Origin of the sequence: Vibrio sp. dhg, assembly GCF_003443775.1 — a bacterium.
Lineage (GTDB): Bacteria > Pseudomonadota > Gammaproteobacteria > Enterobacterales > Vibrionaceae > Vibrio > Vibrio natriegens.
The window spans coordinates 2561092-2583596 of the sequence record NZ_CP028943.1; the positions used below are offsets into that span (position 1 = coordinate 2561092).

The window sequence follows — 22505 nt, forward strand, 5'->3', positions numbered from 1 at the left end:
AATAAACGCTACTCACCGAAAGAATAGATTCTGTAAAATCTATATCATCGAGCAAGCGAGCGGCGCTTAAATAGATCGTCATTTTTTATATCTGCCCACCCACACCTTTGAATTTTTCAACAAAAGCGGCAATTTTCTGAAAAACCGTTTGCTTCTGGGTTCGGTACTGTGGGTTCAATGGGCTAAGTTTGGGCAGCGCCTCATTAAGTGCAGTGCCATTTTCAGAGGCGTACTCACGTTTGAGTGATGACGCAATATAGCGTTTGGCAGCATCGATATTGAGCTTTTCAGAGGCAATAATGGCATCGGCTTCGCGCTTCTGCTCCGCCTGGGCGAATTTGAAGAAAGCGTCGATAATGCTGGCTTTGTCATTGATCTCATCTAGGTTTGTCTGGTTAATAAAATCAACCACCAAGCTCTCTTTCGCTCTATTGCCAAGGCTACCGCGGATCATACGACGAACTTCTTCAATCAAGCCTTCTTTGCTCTTGTTCTTCTTATTGTGATCAAAAATCAGTTCAAGAATGTAATCGAGGTTTATTTCTTGGGATTTAAGCAAATCAATTTCAAAGACCACATCGTCCCAGTCTACCGTTGACTTATCTTTGTCCTGACCTTCTTTATCGCGTCGCAACCAGTCGCGGGTATCGTTATAGGTAGAGCGATAATCTTGAATAGCACGTTCGCTCGGCATATCGATGGTTTGCATTGCCTCGATGTCAGCATCGTCCAGATAGTACTTTGACTTGAACTCTTCAACAGCTTGTTCATCACTGGTATCTAGGCTTTGCAGTGCTTTTAATCCAGCAAACTCATCGTAGTTTTGTAAAATATTTTCTGCTTTGAGGTATTCACCAAATAGCTTGGCAAACTCTTTTTTATCTTGTTCTTTTTCAATATTTTCAGGGTTTGGAAAGCGTTCTTGCAGATCTTTTATGATATCAACAAAACCTCGACGAGCTTGGCCAGTAGCAATATCGTTAAAGCCTTCCATGTATTCTTTGTAGCTCTTCTCCAGCACCACGTTTTTGGTGTTTTTGTCACCAAACAAGGTGATGGCGTCAATGGTTGCCTGCTCTAAGTCCCGGAAGGTAACAATATTGCCAAAGGTCTTCGTTGCATCATAAATACGATTGGTGCGAGAAAACGCCTGCATCAAGCCGTGATAGCGCAAATTTTTGTCAACAAACAAGGTATTGAGCGTAGGCGCATCAAAGCCCGTTAAAAACATACCAACCACTATGAGCAGATCTATTTCTTGATTCTTCACGCGCTGGGCAAGGTCACGGTAGTAATTCTGAAAGCCATTACTGTCCACGCCATAGTTAGATTTAAACATGGCGTTGTAGTCAGTGATTGCGGCGCTCAAAAACTCCTTTGCGCTGCTGTTCATGGCACTGACTTCAAAGCTCTCATCTAAAATATCACCAATGGCGTCCTGCTCTTCATTGGCAGCAAATGAGAAGATAGTCGCTATGCGCAAAGGCTTACTTGTGGGTCCATTCTCAGCCTCGGCCTGCAATGTTTTGAAGGTTTCATAATAGGCTTTCGCCGCATCAACACTACTAACCGCAAACATGGCGTTAAACCCTTTGGCGCCAGAATAGGCTCGATGCGTTTTTTGGTTAAAATGGCTCAGAATATACTGCGAGATTTCACGAATGCGCATTGGATGCAAGAACGCTTTCTTATTCTCCGCCGCACTAAGCTTCTTATCATCCTGCTCAGTCTCAATGCTCTTAAATTGCGGACGAACATCGTTATAGTCCACTTTAAACTTGAGTACTTTTTCATCACGAATGGCATCAGTGATCACATAAGTGTGCAACTGCTGGCCAAACACGCTGCCCGTGGTTTCAGCACCCAAGGCGTTTTCAGGGAAAATTGGCGTACCGGTAAAACCAAACTGGTAGTACTTTTTGAATTTCTTCTTCAGGTTTTTCTGCGCTTCACCAAACTGGCTTCGATGACACTCATCAAAAATAAAGACAACTTGCTTGTTGTAGATAGCTAAATCGCTTTCGCTTTTGATTAAGTTGTTGAGCTTTTGGATAGTGGTAACAACAATCTTGTTATCGTCTTTATCCAGGTTGCTTTTTAGCCCTGCGGTACTGTCTGAACCGTTCACACTATCAGGTGAGAACCGCTGATACTCTTTCATGGTCTGATAGTCGAGGTCTTTTCTGTCCACCACAAAAAAGACTTTATCTATACAGTCTAAATCGGTAGCCAAACGTGCCGCTTTAAAGCTGGTGAGTGTTTTTCCTGAACCGGTAGTGTGCCAAATGTACCCACCGCTCTCGGTGTTGCTCCAATTCTTAGCGTTAAACGCGCTCTTTATCTTCCATAAAATGCGCTCAGTGGCCGCAATCTGGTAGGGGCGCATTACAAGTAAGGTATTGCTGACATCAAATACCGAGTAACGCAAGATCACTTCAAGCAGCGTCTCTTTCTGGAAAAAAGTGGCGGTAAAGTCTTTTAAATCCTTAATCAGCGTGTTGTCTGATTTCGCCCAGTTCATCGTAAAGTCGAAGCTGTTTTTATCTCGTTTAGTGGTATTGGCAAAATAGCGCGTATCGGTGCCATTAGAGATCACAAAAAGCTGTAAGAACTTGTACAACGAGTTCTCTGCATTAAAGCTCTCTTTACTGTACCTATGAATTTGATTAAATGCCTCACGGATCGCCACACCACGCTTTTTCAGTTCAATTTGCACCAAAGGCAAACCATTGACCAAAATCGTCACATCGTAACGGTTGGCATGGCTTCCCGTTTGCTCAAACTGCTTAATGACCTGTACTTTGTTACGAGCAATGGTTTTCTTGTCGAACAGGTAAATGTTTTCGATATGGCCATCATCAAAGACAAAATCGAAAATATAGTCACTGTGCACCTTGCGGGTTTTATCAAGAATATTATCGCTTGGGGTGTTCAGGTATTGCTCGCAAAAGCGGGCCCACTCGGCATCGGTAAACTGCACCTTGTTGAGGGCTTGTAACTGCCTGCGCACATTTGCCATCATGGCATCGGGCGTGGTTAGCGCGGGTAAATACTCATAGCCTTGATTGCTTAAATCCTGAATAAGCTCTCGCTCTAAATCACTTTCACTTTGATAGCCCTCAGCAGTTTGGTCTTGTCGTGTATATTTTTCTAAAACAATAAAGTTATTCGATTCTGCAATACTTTTATAGTTGGTCATTGTAATTCCTGCTTCTTGAATCCATAAGTGTTTATTAAGTAACCAACCAAGGCTTCTAATTTATCCTTGTCTTTATCTTCTAGATCCGAGATCTCGTCGCCAGCATGAGCAGAGTGGCTGGATAAATTAAGGATTCTATTGACGAATGGATCTGGCTTTCCGTCTTGAGATTTTTGAAGAAGTGCAGGCCAGTAGTTATAACCTAGGAAAGTTGCCATTTTCTCAAGAACATTTCTCAGAAGACTAAAATGATACTTTCTGATTTGTCTGTCATTAATGGCTTTCTGAAGCTCATTTAGAAGGAATAAGTGATAAGAAAACGGCGAGTCTGTCGGTTGTTCAGGTAGTTCAAAATCACCATCAGCCAGCTTTTCTAATCGGTATTTTTGAAATTCCTTATTTGGCTTATAGATTGGTTTGAAAGTACCATCGGCCTGCTTTTGATAAGCCTTATTATTGAGCTCATTGCAGAGCACATTATAAAAAAGGGGACTATGCGTTGTTATGATAAATTTTAAGTCTGACGTACTAGACTTGATCAAACCTGCTAAATCAACCGCTAATTCAATTAAATGACTATCATCCAATGAACTCACTGGATCATCAATAAATACGTATTCTAAAGCATCAAACTTATCAGTAATTCTATTAGTAACATCTGGCTCATTAAGGGTGGAAACAACTTGTTGTAAAAGAGTGTACATAACACTCCATACAAAGTTACTTTCCTCACCTTTTGAAATTTTTATTACTTCGTATTTACCCTGAACGACATTTTCGACACCATCAGTCGCGGCAGTACCTGGCTCATAGTTGACAGGTTCATTTGCGGCGACTTGAAAAGTGACCTCAGAAAACGCAGGTATCGTTACTTCTTTTTCATCAATTTTAGCTTTGTATTTTTCATTGAATATTGGAGTAGCTTTGCTACCCGTATAACGTTGAAAGTTTGTAGCGATGTTGCCGTCTTCGCCCAACTCTTTTAACAAGTCTATCAACCAACCCGTAAAAGTATTTGGTTGTATTTTTAACTTTGGCCTTGAATCTACTTTTAAATCGTTATCCCAATAAAACAGGTCTTCCGTAAAGGCGTTGTAGTACAGAAACTTATCACGAGTTTTCTCACCATCTTCTTCACTATCATCGTTTTGTGTAGAAGGAACAATTTCCTCCTTAAAAGCTCGTGATAAACGCGTTTTACCTGTGCCATTAAAGGCATAGATCAACTGTACCTTTTTATTCTTGCTGATTAAGTCTTTAGCTATGTCCTTTAGTTCCTTACCCATATTAAGCGACTGCCTCTTCAGATTTCGGGAAGCTCAACAATAGGTCACGATAATACTCGTATTGCTTTTGGCGGAGTTCTATTTCGCGGGGCAGGCCTTCTTTAATAGAACAGGTCAAGGAATCAAATTTATCTAAGATAGCCACAATGCGTTCTTTTTCTTTAGGGGCTGGATTTGGAATATTTATACTTTCCAAGTTCTTCTTATTCAACTTAGGTTGGGCGGCTCCAGAAATGTAAGGAGTTAAGTCGATACTATTCAGATAGTATTCAACGTATTTTCTCTCAGCGTAAGTTTCAAATTTAAGCACGTGAGCATGATTATTTACCCATGTTTTACCACTAATACTAAATGCTATAGGCGTATTACGGGCTAATAAATTTGCGCCATCCTCAGAGACTAATAAGTAATCACCGTCAAATATGTAATCCTTGACATAATCCACAATACCAGATGCGCCGTAATATGGAATTTCGCCAGCTTCTCTCAGACCACTGGTTATAGGTTTACGCTTTGAGTCCAGATTTTCTGCAAGCTCACCTAACGTCTTCCACTCAACGTCACCCTCTTCAAAACTTAGCAACTGGTCGCGGTAGTAGTTGTATTGTTTTTTCCGCATGTTAAGCTCGGCGGTCAGCTCGGCGGTCATGGCGGTAAATGCATCCAGAATGCGTACAATTTCAGCTTGTATTGCCAGCGATTTTTCTGGGTTATCTGGGCATGGGATTGGGATTTCAATTTTGGCCATTAGTGCATTTGAACTAAGGTTTGGCTGTGCGCCGCCACCCGCAATCACATAAATCTGCTCAACCTTTGAAAGAAGATAGTGATACAAGTACCTATTGTTAAGGATTTTTGGCTTGGGTAAAAACTTACCTACTCGTTGATTCAGGTACGCGGGGCTTTCGTGAGCGTAAAAACCAATTTTCCCTGTAGTAGCACCAGACATCGCAATTAAAATATCGCCTTTGCTAATCTCATAGGAAGCTGTATTTTCCTTATAGTCAGACGGGTCAAAATACTTAACATCGTCTAGGGATATGTTTTTCCCATCCACATTAGTAATTCTAATTATCGGTAAACCAGCTTCTTTAAATAAGCTACTCTTAAACGCGAACCCGTTCTTGAAGTCGCATACTTCTCCTAGCGCCTTCCACTCGACCTCAACTCCATCAAGCAGTTTATCTAAATAGTTCAACTGACTCATGCCTCAAGCTCCTCACCTTCAATTTCCGCGACTATGGCGTCAATATCACGGCGCAGTTGGTCGATTTTATCGACGGTAATTTTAATCTCATTATTAAGATCTTTAATCTTTACAACTTCACGTGTGTCTTTAGCCTGCACATAGCTACTAACTGAGAGGTTGTAGTCATTACCAGCGATCACATCCAACTCAACCGATTTCGCAAAGTGATCAACGTTCTCTTTGCTGGCAAACACTTTCATGATGTCTTCAATGTGCTGCTCAGTCAGCACGTTGTTGTTGGTTTCTTTTTTAAACAAACCGCTGGCATCAATAAACTGGGTGGTAGTGTCAGTTTTGTGCTTAGACAGCACTAAAATATTCACCGCAATGGTGGTGCCAAAAAACAGGTTTGGAGCCAATGAAATCAAGGTTTCAACATAGTTGTTATCAACCAGATATTGGCGAATTTTTTGCTCAGCACCACCACGGTAAAAAATACCAGGGAAGCAAACAATCGCTGCGCGACCTTTGCTTGATAGATAACTTAGCGCATGCAGCACAAAGGCAAAGTCCGCTTTTGATTTGGGCGCGAGCACACCAGCGGGCGCAAAGCGGTCGTCGTTGATTAGGGTTGGGTCGTCGCTACCAATCCATTTCACCGAATAAGGCGGGTTAGAGACAATGGCGTCAAAGGGTTTGTCATCTAAAAAGTGTGGTTCGGTTAAGGTATCACCCAACTGAATATTAAACTTGTCGTAGTTAATGTTGTGCAAAAACATATTCATACGCGCCAAGTTATAGGTGGTGTGATTAAGCTCTTGACCAAAAAAACCATCTTCAATGATATGCGCATCAAAGTGCTTTTTGGCTTGTAACAGCAACGAGCCCGAGCCTGCTGCTGGGTCATAGATTTTATTGACGCTGGTTTGGCCGTGCATGGCCAGCTGTGCGATCAATTTTGAAACGTGCTGGGGCGTGAAAAATTCACCACCGGATTTACCCGCATTTGCCGCGTAGTTAGAGATAAGAAACTCGTAGGCATCACCGAATAAATCAATTTGGTTGTCTTCAAAATTACCGAAGGTTAAACCTGCCACGCCTTTTAACACCGCTGCCAGGCGTTTGTTTTTTGCCTCTACCGTATTACCCAGACGATTACTGGTGGTATCAAAATCCGCAAACAAGCCTTTGATGTCTTTTTCTGAATCATAGCCATTGGCTGAGTTTTCGATTGCAGCAAAAATAGCGGCCAAATCCGTATTTAAATTTTCATTCTTGTGCGCATTGGCCGCCACATTGCTGAACAACTGGCTAGGGTAAAGAAAATAGCCTTTGGTTTTAATGGCATCTTCTTTAGCAAACCTGATGTTTTCGTCATCGTCAGACATGGCAGCATAATTAACGCTCTCATCTCCGCCTGTGATGTAGTTGACAAAGTTTTCACTGATAAAGCGGTAGAACAGCGTGCCCAGTACGTATTGTTTAAAATCCCAACCATCCACTGAGCCTCTTACATCGTTGGCAATCGCCCATATTTGGCGTTGAAGTTCGGCACGTTGTTGTAAACTTGTCATTTGTTAATTCCTGCTTTTAATTCGTCATAATTCGTTTATGGGTTACGCAATGTTCACTGTTGTCGAACATCATTCGTTAAACCCTGGAGCTAAATTCAAATTTCCGACCCCGTAGAGTGTCGGAGTATTCTTTAACCAAAGTTGGTATTCAGTGCCTTGAAGGCTGTGTGCTTTGGAACAATCCACATGCCATTGGCGAAGCAAATACCCCGCAGTTGCCGCTCTAATCTCAACCTTTAGAACGCCACCCGTCATGCCATAATCCAGCTCTATCGCTTCGCTGTGCTCAATACGTGGGTGCGGCACTAACTCAAGCTCTACAAAGCGATTCCATTGCCGGTCTTGGGTTTCAAGCTCTGTTTCAGACAAAGTGGAATCTTCCAGCACAACAGCTGCTTTAATGCGGGTCAATACAAAGTCACGGAACTCACCATGCTTGCGGTCAAAACCACGAACATGCCAACGCAGGCCATTGTCCACCAGCGTATGCGGTACAATTTCACGCGTGGTTTCACCGCTCGATAACGACACATAAGTAATGCTCAAGGCTTTGCCTTTGTGTATGGCCTCGGTAACCTTCGCCACTATCGATAGACTCGGCTTGTTAAGGTGATAAGGCGCTTCACACGCAAGAGGTGGTTTTACCTTTCCAGTGAAGCCATCACCGTACCCTTGGCTAATGGTTGCCAGTGTTCTCACAACGTCATAGTCGAACAAGGGCTCAAAAGCTTCACCACGCTTGTGCAACTTGAGCTTTTGGTCATACTCAATGTTGCCTGGCGCAAGCTCTCTGTACATGGTGAAGTCTTTCGTTGCTTGTGTGGCCGCTATGCTGAAGCGATCGACTAAATCCGCCCGCACCGCTTCGCCCTTAAACAATAAGGTGAAATCGATGTGGGCAATGCGATCCCTGGTTGCTTGTGGCAACTGCGCTATCTGTGAAAGCCTATCTGGCTTTCCTTTCGCACTTTCTTTAGCGAGTGAACTCGCTGCTACCGTTTGTTTCAGACCATCATTTGTCATGCGTCTTGTTTATCCAATTCAACCAGTTTCTTAAAAATTCTGTTTATAAAGTAACGACCGACATCGCATAATCACATTGAAAAACATCACTCAATGCTGCTGTTCATCCGAAATGACTAATCAATCTCTACCGGTTGAAGCTGGACAGATGGCCATAAAACACTGAATAGGCTTCAACCTAATTAATTTTATTAGGTATCATCCTATCACAAATTATTTTGTAGGGAAGACTAAGCGGCAACTTTTTGATCTAGATTGCAATTGCCGCTCAGGTATCGGTGTGAAGACCTTGTTTTGTGCCAATGCTGATAGCCGCTATCAATGCGCTACCCGAACCAGTGGCACCACGATGTTACCGCGAAGCGATACCCCTTTGTCCGTCTCTGTAGACATCAGGGCTCGTTGCTCACTCTCCCGAATGCGCCTAGCAACTTCTGCCTGGGCTGGTAGCAATGGCAGCATCCCTTCAGCAATCGCGTCCGGTGCAGACTCTTGGCCACAGGACATCAAGTGCTTCCATGGATCTTTAAGAAAGCGCTCGAACGTGATGCCAAATTCAATGATGCGGGCAGAGACGAAGATTTCGCCCCAGTATTCTATGTAGGCGTCTTGGTACATGGAAAGATTCCTCTTGTTGGTTATATACCCTTCCTACTTGCAGCCGCAGCGGTGTTACCTGCATTCGCTCACCCCAATCACATAGAAGATCTATGCTCATGGGGACTCGCTCACTTGCCGCCTAGCTGCAACACCAAGTAGTTTGGGTATAACGTAAGTTCACTTTCCATTTTCCAGAGGTTTTCAAATATGCAAGGGGCTATGATAAAGCTTTAAATCGATTGCGGGCATCTTTGTAGTCATAGTGGGCATGTTCTGAGCCACGATGATACAAATCATCCAGGTAAGTTTGTTCCTGCGGCAACTCGTCTTCTCTGATTTCACGCCACCAATGTTTGTTGGCACCTTTAACACCGTCATGCCAGCGGTAACCACGCTCTTTTAAATAGTCCTTTACGTCAAACGGCGCACCAAAAGCACGAACTAACACAGTTTGCCTGTCTGCTTCAGACAACAAGTTTGCAACGGACTCGGGCAACAAATGAAACAACCAGGCCATCGCCAAACAATCGGTTGCAGCTCGGTGTCCTTCATAGAACCAACCTAAGCGAAGCAGCAGGTACTCAAGCTTTCGACTTTCAAAACCCAGTGCTTTCCAATCTATGCCACTGGCTGAACAGGCCCAAGATAGATGGCCTAATGCAGCAAACCGCTTTTCAAAGAAAGGGCGATCAAACTGTGCATTGTGTGCAACCACCAGCGGATCATCGGATAACCAACTCGCAACCAGTGCATCATCAATGTGCTGGCCTTGCACCATATCATCGGTGATACCGGTTAACTCGGTAATCAGGTCAGGGATAGGCTTACCGGGATCTTCATACAAGCTGATCACATCAACAATCGACACAATCCGCTGAGCAGAGGGGCTGTAAAGCACCTTAACCATACCAAGCTCAATAATGGACTCATCATCGGCATACAGTCCGGTTGTCTCTGTATCGAGCAGCACCATTGGCTGTTCATCACCGACCATAGGAGAAAGTTCAAGTGGCCAAGTCTGCGACTCACGCGTTAATGGAATGCGCTCCAGCAATCTAAAATCTTCTGGTCTGTCTGGGATATCCGCGAGGCGCTCTAGCGGAAATGGCGCAGGGGCTCTTGTCATTGATGGTTCCTCTTCAATTCTATTGTTCGCTTTAGGTGATTTCACTGTGCCACAGGTTTTTCTAAATGCACCTTGAATACCTCTGCGTTTTTTTAATCTTTCTATTGGTTGAACCCATGTATGAAGGCTTTGGCTAAGCCTTTCAGAAAGCCTTAGCCAAACCGTTTAGGTAACCTTTACCGATACCCTTTACGTATGGCTTAGCCAACCCCTTTTCAAACGGTTGCAAAAGGCTTGAACTGAGTTTGACTGAGCATTTTAATGGTGCTCCTGACTTCGCTTTAAGCCAGTAAATTCAATACGGAGCAGAATTTTACTAACTCTTTCTTAACCCTTTGCGAAGGGTTCAACAAGCCTTTTCTGACGGTTACTTGACCCATGCGTTAACCAGTAGCAGTAACAGGATCAGTAACAGAAACAAGAGCAGTAGGCAGAAGCAGTATTGTCCAAGCCTTGCAGGCTTTGACGAGGGCGAGCAATCCCCACATCAAGCTTTTCAACACAAAAAAGAAATCGCCCACGACACAGCGTCTTACTCGAACAACACCAGTTTTACCTACAATTTTACTTGTAGAAATCAGCATATCATTAGATACTGTATAAACAAACAGTATTAATTGTAATTTTTCGAGGTTCGTCATGAGTGTCTCGCTGATAGGCCGTAGCGGCGCACTTGCCTTCATCAAAGCCAAGCGCCTTCGTATTCCATTGTTCATGGAACGTGTTTCTGCTGGTTTTCCCTCCCCAGCGCAGGATTATGTTGAGCAAACGCTCGACCTTAACGAGCTTTGCATCAAGCGACCGGCTGCAACGTTCTTTGTACGTGTTGAAGGTGATTCAATGATTGATGCCGGGATTCACCCAGATGATATTCTGGTGGTTGATCGCTCTGTCCAAGCCGAACACGGTGACATTGTCATCGCGGGTATCCATGGTGAACTCACGGTAAAGGAGCTTCAACTAAGGCCGTGCGTCAAGCTGCTCCCAAGAAACCAGGCGTATGAGCCCATTCATATTCCTGAAGGGACCGAGTTAGAGATATTTGGTGTGGTCACCAATGTGGTGCGAAACATGCGCCGCAAGTCGTGACTATCCCATGCCTGTATTTGCCTTGGTGGACTGCAACAACTTTTACGCCAGTTGTGAGAAGCTGTTTCGTCCTGATTTAAAAGATACGCCGGTTGTGGTGCTGTCCAACAATGACGGCTGCGTGGTTGCACGCTCGCGTGAAGCCAAGTTACTCGGTATTAAAATGGGCGTACCCGTCTTTCAGATCAAAGCCGAAATGCAGCGTCATGGCATTTTGGCTTTTTCATCCAACTATGCGCTGTATGCGGATTTGAGCAGTCGAGTGATGCGCACTTTGGAGGAGATGGCACCACGAGTAGAGGTTTACTCCATTGACGAAGCGTTTTTGGATTTAACCGGTATTGAGTCGGCCATATCCCTTGTCGAGTTCGGACAACAAGTGCGAGAGCGCATAGGCCACTGGATTGGGATCACCGTCTGTATAGGCATTGCACCGACAAAAACACTCGCCAAACTGGCAAACCATGCCGCCAAAAAGTATCCAGCCACTCAGGGCGTTGTAGACCTGACCAATCCAGATCGGCAACGTCGATTGCTCGCATTAGTCCCTGTTGATGATGTTTGGGGCGTTGGTAGACGGCTTACTAAGCGTTTAAATGCGTTGGGTATCACCACAGCCTTAGACCTAGCCAATGCCTCTCCTAGAGCCATCAGAGACCAGTTTTCGGTGGTTTTAGAGAGAACCGTCAGAGAGCTCAATGGTGAGTCGTGCATTGAACTTGAAGAGATCCCGCCAACTAAGAAACAAATCGTCTGTAGCCGTTCATTTGGCGTAAAAGTGACGCACTTTGAATTGTTACGTGAAGCCGTATGCGAATACGCAACCCGCGCCACTGAGAAGCTTCGCAAAGAGCAGCAGCAAGCCAAAGTGCTGACCGTGTTTATTCGTACCAGCCCCTTTAAGGACAACGAGCCGCAGTACAGCAACTCTGCATCGGGTGAGTTGTTGATACCCAGTTGCGATACGCGGGATTTTATCGAGCTGGCCAATCACTTACTCAAGCGAATTTGGAAGGATGGTTTTCGTTATGCCAAAGCGGGCGTCATGCTGTCTGACTTTTACGATCCAGGCATGTTTCAACCAGGACTATTCGATGACGTATCGACCCGCTCTAATAGCCAGCAGTTAATGTCTGTATTGGACACCATTAACCAAAGCGGTGCCGGAAAGGTTTTCTTTGCTGGACAAGGTACGAAGAAAGATTGGTCGATGAAGCGAGAGCATTTGTCTCCCGCTTATACAACACGCTGGGACCAGTTGCCACGAGTGAAGTAGCGCAGTTGACTCAATAGGCATTCACTCTGCGACGCAGCATGTTGAGCTTATCAACCTGGCGTCGAATATCACTGAAGAATTCTTCTTTCTCCATGGCCAGAGAAAGCTCCCATTCTTTGGCTAGACCTTGGCAGTCTAAAAATGCGTATCTCAGCTTCGTCTTTGAGATACGCAGTCCTTTACTAAAGACTACGCGCTTGCCTCGTTGACCGTGAAAACTGTTGATATACCACTCTATGCCAAAGCCATACTTAAAGTCTCTGATACGGACACCAAGCAGCCCCCAGTCTTTAAAGGGCTCATTCTCACGAACCTTGTAATGGGTAACCCAAAAGTCATCAACTTCAGCTCTTGCCAGCGCTTTTAGCCTGTCCGTTTCTTGCTGCAATAAATTTGATACTTCTGATTTCCATTGTTCATTGACGATTTCTACCAAACCAATTTCCCCATCCAATTAACCCCAAAAGCCAAAACCACTATCCGTTTGGCTTTTGGATCGAAACGCCAAACGTAAAACTGCCGTAACAATCACTGTTTGGCGTCTCGATATAAATCAACTCGCGCAATCCCATAACTGACAAGGGATACAGCCCGATTTCACTTAAAAACACCTAAAAAGACGTATCGCCATGAAGATACAAACCGTTTGGCAAGTTCAGGCCAGAATGCAAACGACGTTTGGCGTCTCGATTTTTTTGGCTAGGTCACCAGCCGCCAAACAGAGCCTATTCTCATACTTTTTCGAAAATGCAATAGGCAGATAGATGAAAGGATTTGTCACCTTTCTGCCCACCGCCAGTGCACCGAATCCTGATAATGACATTTGAGTGAACCGCCAGAGCACTTGGAAATGCCCAAGCGTGACCTGAGCGGTTGATTGAAAACTGTTAGAGCACTTTGAGTGCACAGGAGATAAGTATGTTTGTACTAGGCGTAGATATCGGTTACTCAAACCTGAAGCTGGCAATTGGCCAATCAGGCAGTGAACCGAAAACCATTATTCTACCTGCGGGTGCCGGTCCTGCGGATCGTATGCCGGAGCGTATCGGTGGAGGCGATGATGACACTTGTTTGTATGTATCTGTGGATAATGAGCGTTGGGCCGCTGGTGTGCCTGCTGGACGCCTTCAAGGCTGGGAACGAGAGCTCCACCCGGAATATCCGACCACAAAAACCTATAAGGCGCTTTTTCATGCTGCCTTGTTGATGGCTGAAACTGAGTCCATCGATTTGGTTGTCACTGGATTACCGGTTTCCCAGTTTCATGAACCGCAACGTAAGTCTGACCTTGTAAAACGTTTAAAAGGTGTCCATCAAGTGACGCCTAAGCGCAGCATCACCGTTCATGACGTCAAAGTGCTGCCGCAGCCTGCCGGTGCCTATATGGATCTGGTTCAAACAGGTGGTGATCTGGGCTTGATTGAAGAAGGTCGCGTCGTCGTCATCGATCCCGGCTTCTTTTCTGTTGATTGGGTTGCCCTTGAGGCCGGAGAAATTCGCTACAGCTCATCAGGAACCAGTCTTCAGGCAATGTCCGTGCTACTGGAAACCATTGATAAGCTGATTTCGGAAGATCATGGTGCCAAAGTCGGCATGGATCGACTTGAAAAAGCCATGAGAACCGGCGACTTGCAAGTGCTGCTATTTGGAGAAAAAGTCGATATTTCACCTTATCTGAATGCTGCCATGAAAAAGGTAGCGCCTGTTGCTCTTACAGCCATGCGCCAATCCATGCGTGACGAAAGCATCAATGCGGACTTGGTATTGATCGCCGGAGGTGGAGCCCTGGCTTATAAGGAAGCGGCCAAGGAGATTTTTTCACGAAGCAAGATCATCGTGCCTGAGCAGTCTGTTTTGGCGAACGTCCGAGGCTTCTGGTTTTATGGGGCCTGATCATGAGAGTTGTCGTCAACATTCCCCCAGGGAGCCACCCAGAACTACTCAAAGAATTGGAAAAGACGCCGCCACGGGAACGCGCTGAGCGTCTGCGGATGCTGGCCACCTTTGGGTTAATTCACATGAGCCAACCCAATCTATCCACGGCATCTGTACCGGTGGATGGCCATGCACCAGAAGTTGAAATTACTTCTGTCAGTACAGCGCCAGAACCCAAAGCAGAATCACGTAAACAATCATTAAAATCAAAACTAGGGCTGGGCTTATAACATGGCGTTATCAGTTAGCTGGCTCGATGCCAGGTTAAATAAAGAAGCAAAAGAAACCGTAGTAAAAGCCGACCGAGATGGGCTAAGTGCTCGCGTATCGCCCAAGGGCAAAATTGTTTTTCAGTTTCGTTATCGGTTCGATGGCAAGCAACAGCGGGTAGACATAGGTACTTACCCACTTATGAAACTTGCTGAAGCCAGGAATGAGCTGGATAGGTTAAGAGCGGTGCTCGACCAGGGCAGAAACCCCAAGCTCTACCTACAGCAGGAACGGGCCAAGTATTCTGCCAATCAAAGCTTCGAATCGATTTTTCGAGACTGGATAGACTCTGCCGGTAAGCAAGGGCTAAAGGAGAAAACGTGGCACTACCAAAAACGCAGCAGTGAAATATATTTGCTGCCCCGACTTGGCAAGTACCCATTAACTGACATCAATGAATTGTCCTTGCGTAACTGTCTTCGTGAGGTTTCGGAGTCGTCCCCTTCAAACACAGAACGCCTAGTGTCTGTGCTGCATAAGTTTTATGACTGGCTGATTGATGAACAAATTTTGGAAATTAACGCTGCCGCTGGGATCACAGCAAAAAAGGTTGGCGGTAAGAAAGGCAAACGAACTCGGGTGCTAAATGACAACGAGATCAGGATACTTTGGCGATATTTGCATGAGTCAAAAATCACTGAGAAGAATCGCATCTACATAAAACTGCTTCTGCTATTGGGCGGTCGCAAGGGCGAACTCATTCAAGCTGAAAAGCATCACTTTGACTTGCAATCAGCAATGTGGACAGTGCCTATAGAGATCCGCAAACAAGGTGAGAAAATTGGAGCGCCGATCATGCGGCCATTAATCAAACCAGCTATCGAGCTGATTGAACTGGCGATGCAAATGAGTAAATCAACTTACTTGTTTCCCGCTAACGGGCAAGAAGAACTTGCCACAAATGGCTTTGATACCACTATTCCTAACAATGTGAAAATCTGGGCTCGCAGATCGCTTGGTATTGAGATGGAACACTGGTCTATGCATGATCTTCGAAGAACGATGCGAACGCGAATGTCTGCCATCACGACGCAAGAAGTTGCCGAGTTGATGATTGGCCACAGCAAAAAGGGGTTGGATGCTATCTACAACCAATATCAGTACCTGGATGAAATGCGTCATGCTTACGACGTTTGGTATCAACAACTAGAGACCATCATTGAGCCGACAGGCTTTCCATTCAACTGGCGTTTCGGACAATAAAATAAAAGAAAGAGGCTCAGTCCTCTTTCTTCTCATACTCCTCCAAATCTTCAATGTGCCACAGCTTGTTTCGTGTATTTCGGTTGATACGAGGTTGCGGCAAGCTGCCATCTTTTATTCTTCGCCAGAGCGTCGTATAGCTAATGTGGTAACGAGCCATCACTTCGTAAGATGTTAGAAAAGGGGTTACCTGGTGCGCTACTGCTGTCATCTGCATTCTCCTGAAAGTCAATGTAAAGCTATCATCGCCTGATTCATCAATTGTTGATGGTCAGAAAGATGCATGATTTGTTCAGAAGATCAGCCTTATCAAAACACAAATGTTGCTATTAGGTACTTTTCAGCTCAAACCTATGAATAACAAGGGCTACAAGGCGGTTTGTGTCATGAATTGCAATCAACATGCCTAACGAGAAAAATTTGTACACACTGTTTGTACACTCGCAACGATGACACATCAAAAACCACAATAACGAACCCTTTAAATTCATAAGCTTACAAACATAAAACTAGAGATGATCGCATATATTCCGCTTTTGTAATGTCGAAACCAAAGTACCAAAAGCAAGAGGTACTTTCTTCATCAAACCCAGTAACCACAAGGCCTACAGCCAGATTTGTGTCATAGAATTTTCGCCAAAGGCCTCTAAAACGGAATTTGTACTCAAGTTTGTACACACTTTCCGAGGTTACGCTTGAACATCATTGAAAAGTAAAGAAACGAGAAAAAGACAAAAAGCCTTTAAATTCAGTACGTAGAGATGTGATTGTGGTGTGCAATGAAAGGTGGTTTTAAGCGTTGAAAGGCTGGGCGGCATCAGGGTGAGAAATAATGGCGAATGTTCTACGTTTAGAGACTTCGCCTAGAAAAGGTGTATTTGACATGAAACTGGTCTTCTTTGATGTCTGTATGCTTGCCTTAAAAGCAAACGCACATTTTAGATTCAATTTTGCGCGGTATTCTCGCTTATTATTGCTTTAGGGGCAACAGATCGCTTTAGGGGCAACTGATTGCTCTAGGGACAACATCCCGAATGAAGTCTGTGGGTAACTAATGGAAGAAGATATAACTCATGATGATCGCATCTTCTTTACCATTCCCTGTTTTGGCAGGGTAATAGTTATAACGGCGGTCCAATTCATTAAAACCCGCTTGTTCATAAATATGGATGGCAGCGTGGTTACTTTCTCTCACTTCCAGCCAAGCACTTTCTGCTTTTACTTGCTCACAGTGATGTAGAAATGCATCCAGCAATTTTTGACCATGGCCTTTGCCTTGTTGCGAAGGATCGACTGCAATATTCAGCAGTGTTACTTCTCCGACAATGTTCTGAGCATAAAAATAACCAAGGACCGAGTCACCTTCTACCATCACATGGTGACAAGCCCCTCGGCTTGATAAGTCACGAACTAATGACTCAGCCCAAGGATGAGAATGTGCTTGCTGTTCGATTTGCCAAACCTGTTCCAAATGCGCGTCACACATCGGAATAATTTCAATCGTCATGATTTAACCTATTTAATGCTTAGCTAGTGATACGCCTTAGATTCGTATCGCACACCAGAGCTTTTATCAGCATTACGAATAAGAACAAATTTGCTGCCAAAGTGCTCTTTTTTGTTCGTTGTTCCCATCAATGTCCTGAAGTAATGGTGAAGTAAGTTGCTTGATGTTTGGATCCCCATTCACATCACACCCGGCAAACCATACCCACTCCAACTGATGTTCCCCTAATAAAGGGAAGCGTTCAGGTTCCAGATGCATGGCTTGATCGAGGGTTAATTTCATACTCTTAAGTATTTTCTCGAATAGGATCGCTGACTCATTCACAGGACAGATTGGGGAAACCAGTAGAAGCTTGCAAGCACTTGGCAGATCAATCATTGGTGATTGATAGCCCGCTAACCTATCTGGATGAATCAACTCCCAAGTGCTGATTCCCATTTCATGTAAGTACTGTTTCTCGTTAATCGACATTTTCCGTCACCTGTTTGAACCGAGCAATACTATCAAATTATGGTGACGATACCTAACAACCAAAGACATTGGATGTATCGATGAAGGAATAAGGAAAATAAAAAGAAAGGAAAAGATTTAACGTTAATACGTATAGCAAAGCCATCACTTTGCGATTTACTACAGCGATTGCAAAAGCAGCTGGTTCATAACCACCAGCTGCTCAGATGCTTATAAGTCGTCGAACTCAGGCGAATAATCAATGCGACCAGAACGTCCTGCACATTGACCTTCAACAACTTCAGCAATACGGAACGCACCTTGAGGCACTTCCCATGCGCATTCAAACCCCATCTCATCACAAGCTTTAAAGCCCTGACGAGCGTAGTAATCTGGCGAGCCAAGCACGACACATACCGGATAACCAAAATCACGCAAAGAGTCGAAGCCTTCTTTGATCAACTCGGCTCCGATACCCTGACGTCGATAGTCTTCGTGTACCGCTAATGGTGCAAGTCCTTGCCATGACAAATCTTCACCATTTAAGGTAACTGGGCTAAATAAAGCATGACCAATAACTTCCCCCTCATCCGTACACGCCACCAATGACAAGGTCAGCTTGCCATTTTCACGTAGTCGCATCACTAAATTAGCTTCTGCGTCAGTTGGAAAAGCGTGTTTCAATAAGCGGTCAATGGTTAGAATGTCCGCAGGGGCTTCAGTTCGAATAAGCATTCGCTACTCCGGGTTGTTGTGCAGGCTCTTGAACCCCTTTTTGGACAAAATCCGCCAATTGATTCAGAGCGACTTGCATGGCTTTTGGTAACTGCTCTAAGTCCACACTGTCCATTAAGTTTTTCACTTCTAAGCCAAGCTCAGTGTCACCTTCAATAGAAAGGCGACGTTGGAAGAACAACGTGTCAGGGTCTTCTTTACGACCAGCAATTAATACTAGGTCGTTTAGATTACCACTAAAACTCACATCTTCCTGAACTGGTTTTTCAGCAACAAGCAAGTTTTCATCTTGATAGCTGATGTACCATGCTAAATTCAAGTCTTTAATCGCAACTTTTAACCACTTATCTTCCAGAAATTCAAAATCGCCATCTTCCAGCGCCTCTTTGAATATCATTTTCAGACCTTCAAGTAGGGCTTTTTTCTGAACCGTTTGAGGTAATAACTGGACTGGAGAGCGCAAGATATTGGCTGCGTTCTTGACTAGTTGACTGCGAATCTTGTTTAACACGTTCATTATCCGTTACTTTATCATCAGGGCGATCATATTAAGCAATTGTGTGAAACTGATTCCTGTTATGCATCAATAAACAGCTTGTTTTCAGATGACCAAAAATGCTTCGTTTTTTGACCTTACGTGTATTATTGATGAGAACAATGAGATAAACGCTTTAACAACTCTATTTTCAAAGTTATAGTGAACGACCGTATTTTGGTGGCAATTAACAACGCAATTCAAATAAGTCAATGACTTAACGAATGGTGGTCGGTTAACTCTTTGAACGTCACCGTAGCGACTTTTTTCAACTAGCACGTTTAAAACGGGCGAGCAATCTGGCTCATCGGAGATCGGTAACAACCTAATGCCTTCCCAGCAATTACAACATTGGTTTGCCACGCTAACCTCAAATAGCCCTTTCTTTTTCGCCATCCTTGATAAAAAACACAATTATCGAATGGTGAGTGATCGCTATTGTGATATCGCCGGATTGAGTAATGCCGAGATCATCGGACTCAACGATGTTCACGTTTTGGGAGAGCAGTTCTATAAAAAGCTAGCGCCTTATTATCAGCGCGCTTTCGATGGTACGCATATAGAAGCCGAGATTACTCTGGATGAAACTGATCTAGAAACCAGCCTGCATTTTAGTTTGTCGCCTGTATATGAGGGTAATGAAATCCGGCATGTGGTTTTTCATGCTGTCGATACCTCAGAGAAACAAATTCTTGTCCGCTCCCTAGAAGAGTCAGAGAGCAAGTTTGCCAAACTCACCCAACTTTTGCCCGATGGTTTATTACTTATCGAAGAAGATGTGATTATTTCGGCGAATCCAGCATCGGCAAGGTTGCTCGGGATAAACTCACCGCATGATCTGCTTGGCGAAAAGCTTAGCCGTTTGTTCATTGATGAAAATACTAAAAAAGTCTTCGGCCACCCTTTAAGTACACTGATTTCTGACAAACCTTTTATTTGCCTAACCAGCGCGCGATGTGGGTTTGAGCGTAAAGTACAGCTTCATGCTGATTCAACGGCCATTCTGGGTAGTGCCTCACAAATCATTTTGATTCAGGATGCCGACAATGCACCCAAGAATTTATCGGCGTCTTTGGGTGAAGATGCGAATATTGACTCCCTGACCAAGTTGTACAACCGTTTTGGTTTTACTAAACGCCTGGAACAACTGATCAAAAAGCAGACACCACTACTGCTCTTCTATCTGGATATCGATAACTTTAAAAATATCAACGATTCACTGGGCCATCATATTGGTGACAAAGTGATCCAAGAGGTCTCAGCACGCCTGAAGCGATTATTACCAAGTCAGGCAATTCTTGGGCACCTGGGGAGTGATGAATTCGGTATTCTGTTACCGGAGCCTGAAAATGCACGAATGGCTGAAATTCTGTCGGATCGCATTATTTCTCTGATCAACCAGCCTTTCGATCTACATCACTTTAGTAAACGTCTTGCTTGTTCAATTGGCAGTGTCCGCTATCCAGAAGATGGCCAAGATGCCAGAATTTTACTGCAAAACGCCGATACTGCGATGTACGAGGCGAAAGATCGCGGGCGAAACCGACTGATCAAATTCAACGATCAAATGAATAAAGAAGCGCGCATGCGTTTGTGGCTGGAAATTGAGCTACAAAAAGCACTGCAGCAAAATGGTTTGGAAGTCTGGTATCAACCAAAAGTAAACGCGCGCGATTTCAGTATCAATGGTGCAGAAGCACTGGTGCGCTGGAAACACCCTGTCGAAGGCTATATTAGCCCTGGTGCATTCATTCCTGTCGCCGAACGAGCGGGGTTGATCGAGCACCTTGGACGAGTGGTGATGCGTGATGTTTTCAATACAGTAAAACGCTGGAAGCAGCAAAGCGTTTTGCCAGGGCGCGTCGCGATTAACTTATCTCCTGAGCAGTTTGGCAACCCACAACTTATCGACTTTATGGAAAAGTTACTGCGCACGACAGAGCTGGATCCAAGCTGTATTACGTTTGAGCTAACAGAAAGCGCCGTAATGAGCGACAGTGAACATACATTGCAAATGTTAAACGCCATCAAAAAGCTGGGATTTGCCCTGTCGATTGATGACTTTGGAACCGGGTACTCGTCTCTCTCTTACTTAGCCCGCTTCCCTATTGATGAGCTCAAAATAGACCGCGCTTTTATTAGTGATATTGACACACTGCCTAAACAAGTAACCGTTATCGAAAACATCATCAACCTGGGTAAATCCTTAGATTTATCCGTGGTCGCGGAAGGGGTCGAAACCCATCAGCAAGCGACGTTGCTTTCAAACCTGCAATGTCACTCGATTCAGGGCTTCCACTTTTACCGCCCGCAACCTAAACACGAAATTGAAGAGCTCTTTGTACAAAATCGTCGTCACAAGAATTAACTCGTTACTCCCAAAGAGTAAATATTGAGTTTATTGAGCTAAACCTAACTTAGGTCAATTTTGCTATTCATAATCCTTCATAAAATGCGAACACCTTTTTCTCAATGATTATGAGCATATGGAACTCTTGTGTCCTGCGGGCAACCTGCCTGCATTAAAGACTGCTATTGATTGTGGCGCAGATGCCGTGTACATCGGCTTTAAAGACGATACCAATGCACGTCACTTTGCTGGATTAAACTTTCATGGCAAGAAGCTAGAGAAAGCGGTGCAATACGTTCACGACCGCAACAAAAAAATCCACGTAGCGCTCAACACATTTGCCCATCCAAATGGTTTTGAACGCTGGACAAATGCCGTAGACAACGCCGCATCATTGGGCGTTGATGCTCTTATCGTCGCTGACATCGCGGTATTGGAGTATGCGGCGCGAAAATACCCAGAGTTAGAGCTTCATCTATCAGTACAAGCCTCAGCCACCAATGTGGCAGCCATTGAGTTCTATAAACAGAATTTCAACGTTAAACGTGTCGTACTGCCACGAGTCCTGTCTATTCATCAGGTTAAACAGTTATCGCGTAATATCACAAGCGATGTAGAGCTAGAAGTGTTTGCCTTTGGTAGTTTATGCATCATGTCTGAAGGCCGCTGTTATTTATCGTCGTACATGACGGGTGAATCACCGAATACCGTTGGCGCTTGCTCACCAGCAAAATACGTACGCTGGCAAGAGACCGAGCAAGGTTTGGAATCGCGACTCAATAACATTCTGATTGACCGTTACAGCGAAGGGGAAAACGCGGGTTATCCGACCTTATGTAAAGGCCGCTTTGAAGCGGAAATCGAAGGTGAGAAAAAGCGCTACCACGCACTGGAAGAGCCAACCAGCCTGAATACGCTGTCTATGCTTCCGGAACTGTTTGCAGCCAATGTTGCGTCAGTAAAAATTGAAGGCCGTCAGCGAAGCCCTGCTTACGTAGAACAAGTAACTCGCACTTGGCGAGCTGCGATTGACCGTTATCAGGCAAACCCTGCCGCGTACCAAGTGGAAGAAGCCTGGAATGCAACGTTAGCTAACGTATCAGAAGGCACGCAAACCACATTAGGCGCTTATCACCGCCAATGGCAGTAGAGGTAAAA

The 22505-nt window shown here is 44.6% G+C and carries 21 protein-coding genes; 7 read left to right on the forward strand and 14 right to left on the reverse strand.

The genetic code is table 11. From position 1 onward, the window contains the following. Positions 1–85 precede the first annotated feature (85 nt). From DBX26_RS11830 to DBX26_RS11865, 8 genes are all read right to left on the reverse strand, one after another. Positions 86–3199 carry an HsdR family type I site-specific deoxyribonuclease gene (locus DBX26_RS11830; protein ID WP_118119273.1) on the reverse strand — a complete coding sequence of 1038 codons (3114 nt, stop codon included), beginning with the start codon at positions 3197–3199 and terminating at the stop codon, positions 86–88. After that, positions 3196–4485 carry an AAA family ATPase gene (locus DBX26_RS11835; protein WP_118119275.1) on the reverse strand — a complete coding sequence of 430 codons (1290 nt, stop codon included), beginning with the start codon at positions 4483–4485 and terminating at the stop codon, positions 3196–3198. The genes DBX26_RS11830 and DBX26_RS11835 overlap by 4 nt, the downstream gene beginning before the upstream one ends. A gap of 1 nt (position 4486) precedes the next feature. After that, positions 4487–5692 carry a restriction endonuclease subunit S gene (locus DBX26_RS11840; RefSeq protein WP_118119277.1) on the reverse strand — a complete coding sequence of 402 codons (1206 nt, stop codon included), beginning with the start codon at positions 5690–5692 and terminating at the stop codon, positions 4487–4489. Beyond that, complete coding sequence (locus DBX26_RS11845) at positions 5689–7248, reverse strand: type I restriction-modification system subunit M (protein ID WP_118119279.1); 1560 nt, start codon at positions 7246–7248, stop codon at positions 5689–5691. Before DBX26_RS11845 ends, DBX26_RS11840 begins: the two co-directional genes overlap by 4 nt. Before the next feature lie 69 nt (positions 7249–7317). Beyond that, positions 7318–8271: a WYL domain-containing protein gene (locus DBX26_RS11850; protein ID WP_118119281.1), complete on the reverse strand. Its 954-nt coding sequence runs from the start codon at positions 8269–8271 to the stop codon at positions 7318–7320. 318 nt (positions 8272–8589) lie between these two features. Further along, positions 8590–8889: a hypothetical protein gene (locus DBX26_RS11855; RefSeq protein ID WP_118119283.1), complete on the reverse strand. Its 300-nt coding sequence runs from the start codon at positions 8887–8889 to the stop codon at positions 8590–8592. Between the two features lie 199 nt (positions 8890–9088). Next, positions 9089–9997, reverse strand: coding sequence for a 3'-5' exonuclease (locus DBX26_RS11860; protein ID WP_118119285.1), 909 nt, complete (start codon positions 9995–9997; stop codon positions 9089–9091). Between the two features lie 383 nt (positions 9998–10380). Further along, positions 10381–10638, reverse strand: a complete 258-nt coding sequence (locus DBX26_RS11865) for a hypothetical protein (RefSeq protein ID WP_118119287.1) — start codon at positions 10636–10638, stop codon at positions 10381–10383. Between DBX26_RS11865 and umuD the strand changes: the two genes are divergently transcribed. Together umuD and umuC are read left to right on the forward strand one after the other, a co-directional pair. Beyond that, a complete protein-coding gene (gene umuD, locus DBX26_RS11870; protein ID WP_023584024.1) occupies positions 10637–11086 on the forward strand; it encodes a translesion error-prone DNA polymerase V autoproteolytic subunit in 450 nt (149 codons plus the stop codon). The genes DBX26_RS11865 and umuD overlap by 2 nt on opposite strands. Beyond that, the gene (gene umuC / locus DBX26_RS11875; protein ID WP_269472820.1) at positions 11055–12362 is read left to right on the forward strand and encodes a translesion error-prone DNA polymerase V subunit UmuC; all 1308 of its coding nucleotides are present in this window, start codon (positions 11055–11057) and stop codon (positions 12360–12362) included. Before umuD ends, umuC begins: the two co-directional genes overlap by 32 nt. Positions 12363–12372: 10 nt before the next feature. On the opposite strand, the gene mobI is transcribed toward umuC, so the two are convergent. After that, positions 12373–12816: a conjugative transfer protein MobI(A/C) gene (mobI, locus tag DBX26_RS11880; protein ID WP_118119291.1), complete on the reverse strand. Its 444-nt coding sequence runs from the start codon at positions 12814–12816 to the stop codon at positions 12373–12375. Positions 12817–13280: 464 nt separating this feature from the next. Here mobI and DBX26_RS11885 point away from each other — a divergent pair, with 464 nt between their 5' ends. Genes DBX26_RS11885 through DBX26_RS11895 form a run of 3 tightly spaced genes read left to right on the forward strand, consistent with a single transcriptional unit; the run spans position 13281 to position 15770 of the window. After that, a complete protein-coding gene (locus DBX26_RS11885) occupies positions 13281–14255 on the forward strand; it encodes a ParM/StbA family protein (RefSeq protein ID WP_022609788.1) in 975 nt (324 codons plus the stop codon). Positions 14256–14257: 2 nt separating this feature from the next. Further along, positions 14258–14527 (forward strand): hypothetical protein, encoded by a 270-nt coding sequence (locus tag DBX26_RS11890; protein ID WP_022614393.1) that lies wholly within the window; start codon positions 14258–14260, stop codon positions 14525–14527. 1 nt (position 14528) lies between these two features. Beyond that, complete coding sequence (locus tag DBX26_RS11895; protein ID WP_025441390.1) at positions 14529–15770, forward strand: integrase family protein; 1242 nt, start codon at positions 14529–14531, stop codon at positions 15768–15770. A gap of 16 nt (positions 15771–15786) precedes the next feature. Here DBX26_RS11895 and DBX26_RS11900 read toward each other — a convergent pair whose 3' ends face one another. The 5 genes from DBX26_RS11900 to DBX26_RS11925 form a co-directional block, all read right to left on the reverse strand. Further along, complete coding sequence (locus DBX26_RS11900) at positions 15787–15981, reverse strand: AlpA family transcriptional regulator (protein WP_000127614.1); 195 nt, start codon at positions 15979–15981, stop codon at positions 15787–15789. 840 nt (positions 15982–16821) lie between these two features. Further along, positions 16822–17277, reverse strand: coding sequence for a ribosomal protein S18-alanine N-acetyltransferase (rimI, locus tag DBX26_RS11910; protein ID WP_065302831.1), 456 nt, complete (start codon positions 17275–17277; stop codon positions 16822–16824). 72 nt (positions 17278–17349) lie between these two features. Further along, positions 17350–17748: a DNA polymerase III subunit psi gene (locus tag DBX26_RS11915; RefSeq protein ID WP_118119295.1), complete on the reverse strand. Its 399-nt coding sequence runs from the start codon at positions 17746–17748 to the stop codon at positions 17350–17352. A gap of 210 nt (positions 17749–17958) precedes the next feature. Further along, positions 17959–18462 (reverse strand): GNAT family N-acetyltransferase, encoded by a 504-nt coding sequence (locus tag DBX26_RS11920; protein ID WP_014232874.1) that lies wholly within the window; start codon positions 18460–18462, stop codon positions 17959–17961. Beyond that, positions 18446–18973, reverse strand: coding sequence for an SCP2 domain-containing protein (locus DBX26_RS11925; RefSeq protein ID WP_014232875.1), 528 nt, complete (start codon positions 18971–18973; stop codon positions 18446–18448). The genes DBX26_RS11920 and DBX26_RS11925 overlap by 17 nt, the downstream gene beginning before the upstream one ends. A 352-nt stretch (positions 18974–19325) precedes the next feature. Between DBX26_RS11925 and DBX26_RS11935 the strand changes: the two genes are divergently transcribed. Both DBX26_RS11935 and DBX26_RS11940 read left to right on the forward strand, forming a co-directional pair. Further along, on the forward strand, positions 19326–21365 hold the full coding sequence (locus tag DBX26_RS11935; RefSeq protein ID WP_020333899.1) for a bifunctional diguanylate cyclase/phosphodiesterase: 2040 nt from the start codon (positions 19326–19328) through the stop codon (positions 21363–21365). A 118-nt stretch (positions 21366–21483) separates the two neighbouring features. Continuing rightward, positions 21484–22497, forward strand: a complete 1014-nt coding sequence (locus tag DBX26_RS11940; RefSeq protein WP_014232877.1) for a peptidase U32 family protein — start codon at positions 21484–21486, stop codon at positions 22495–22497. The last annotated feature ends 8 nt before the right edge of the window (positions 22498–22505 follow it).

Bases quoted from the DNA above. Each gene is read 5' to 3' on its own strand.
- DBX26_RS11860 (WP_118119285.1), bottom strand. From the start codon at position 9,997: ATGACAAGAGCCCCTGCGCCATTTCCGCTAGAGCGCCTCGCGGATATC.
- DBX26_RS11940 (WP_014232877.1), top strand. From the start codon at position 21,484: ATGGAACTCTTGTGTCCTGCGGGCAACCTGCCTGCATTAAAGACTGCT.
- DBX26_RS11890 (WP_022614393.1), top strand. From the start codon at position 14,258: ATGAGAGTTGTCGTCAACATTCCCCCAGGGAGCCACCCAGAACTACTC.
- DBX26_RS11895 (WP_025441390.1), top strand. From the start codon at position 14,529: ATGGCGTTATCAGTTAGCTGGCTCGATGCCAGGTTAAATAAAGAAGCA.
- DBX26_RS11840 (WP_118119277.1), bottom strand. From the start codon at position 5,692: ATGAGTCAGTTGAACTATTTAGATAAACTGCTTGATGGAGTTGAGGTC.
- rimI (WP_065302831.1), bottom strand. From the start codon at position 17,277: ATGACGATTGAAATTATTCCGATGTGTGACGCGCATTTGGAACAGGTT.
- DBX26_RS11845 (WP_118119279.1), bottom strand. From the start codon at position 7,248: ATGACAAGTTTACAACAACGTGCCGAACTTCAACGCCAAATATGGGCG.
- DBX26_RS11830 (WP_118119273.1), bottom strand. From the start codon at position 3,199: ATGACCAACTATAAAAGTATTGCAGAATCGAATAACTTTATTGTTTTA.
- DBX26_RS11865 (WP_118119287.1), bottom strand. From the start codon at position 10,638: ATGACGAACCTCGAAAAATTACAATTAATACTGTTTGTTTATACAGTA.
- umuC (WP_269472820.1), top strand. From the start codon at position 11,055: ATGTGGTGCGAAACATGCGCCGCAAGTCGTGACTATCCCATGCCTGTA.
- DBX26_RS11855 (WP_118119283.1), bottom strand. From the start codon at position 8,889: ATGTACCAAGACGCCTACATAGAATACTGGGGCGAAATCTTCGTCTCT.
- DBX26_RS11900 (WP_000127614.1), bottom strand. From the start codon at position 15,981: ATGACAGCAGTAGCGCACCAGGTAACCCCTTTTCTAACATCTTACGAA.
- DBX26_RS11850 (WP_118119281.1), bottom strand. From the start codon at position 8,271: ATGACAAATGATGGTCTGAAACAAACGGTAGCAGCGAGTTCACTCGCT.
- DBX26_RS11935 (WP_020333899.1), top strand. From the start codon at position 19,326: ATGCCTTCCCAGCAATTACAACATTGGTTTGCCACGCTAACCTCAAAT.
- DBX26_RS11835 (WP_118119275.1), bottom strand. From the start codon at position 4,485: ATGGGTAAGGAACTAAAGGACATAGCTAAAGACTTAATCAGCAAGAAT.
- DBX26_RS11885 (WP_022609788.1), top strand. From the start codon at position 13,281: ATGTTTGTACTAGGCGTAGATATCGGTTACTCAAACCTGAAGCTGGCA.
- DBX26_RS11920 (WP_014232874.1), bottom strand. From the start codon at position 18,462: ATGCTTATTCGAACTGAAGCCCCTGCGGACATTCTAACCATTGACCGC.
- DBX26_RS11915 (WP_118119295.1), bottom strand. From the start codon at position 17,748: ATGTCGATTAACGAGAAACAGTACTTACATGAAATGGGAATCAGCACT.
- umuD (WP_023584024.1), top strand. From the start codon at position 10,637: ATGAGTGTCTCGCTGATAGGCCGTAGCGGCGCACTTGCCTTCATCAAA.